Origin of the sequence: Streptomyces boncukensis (assembly GCF_011045075.1) — a bacterium.
Lineage (GTDB): Bacteria > Actinomycetota > Actinomycetes > Streptomycetales > Streptomycetaceae > Streptomyces > Streptomyces boncukensis.
On the sequence record NZ_JAAKZZ010001126.1, the window covers coordinates 1 to 446 of the forward strand.

Annotated in this window: 1 protein-coding gene; it reads right to left on the reverse strand. The window is 73.3% G+C overall.

Annotated features, from left to right (window positions below; genetic code table 11):
• Positions 1 to 334: TetR/AcrR family transcriptional regulator (locus G5C65_RS38270; protein ID WP_165303697.1), on the reverse strand; the 334-nt coding region annotated here is incomplete at its 3' end.
• Between the last annotated feature and the right edge of the window lie 112 nt (positions 335 to 446).

Sequence of the window (446 nt, forward strand, 5' to 3'; positions counted from 1 at the left end):
CGGTGAAGGCGAGGCGGGCCACCGCCGGGTCCGTCACGGCCCAGCGGACATAGCTGCGCCCGAGCGCGACCAGCCGCCGCTGGCCCTCCTCGGGCTCCCGTGCGACGGCGCGCCGCAGCCGCTCGCCGAGCCGGGCGAGCACCCGCGTGGACAGGGCCTGGACCAGCGTCTCGCGGGAGCGGAAGTGGTGGTAGGCGGCGCTGGCGCTGACGCCGATACGGGCGGACGCCTCGCGCAGCGACCAGCCGTCGGCGCCGCGCTCCCGCACGAGGGTCTCGGCGCCGTCGAGCAGCGCGCCGCGCAGGTCCCCGTGGTGATACCGCTCCCTCGTCATACGGGGATCTTAACACTGCTCAGATCCGTGCTACCGTCGCATCGCGATCTGAACGCTGTTCAGACTGGTAGCCCCTGGAAGGAGCCGAACCATGTGCCCCACACCCCCGGAC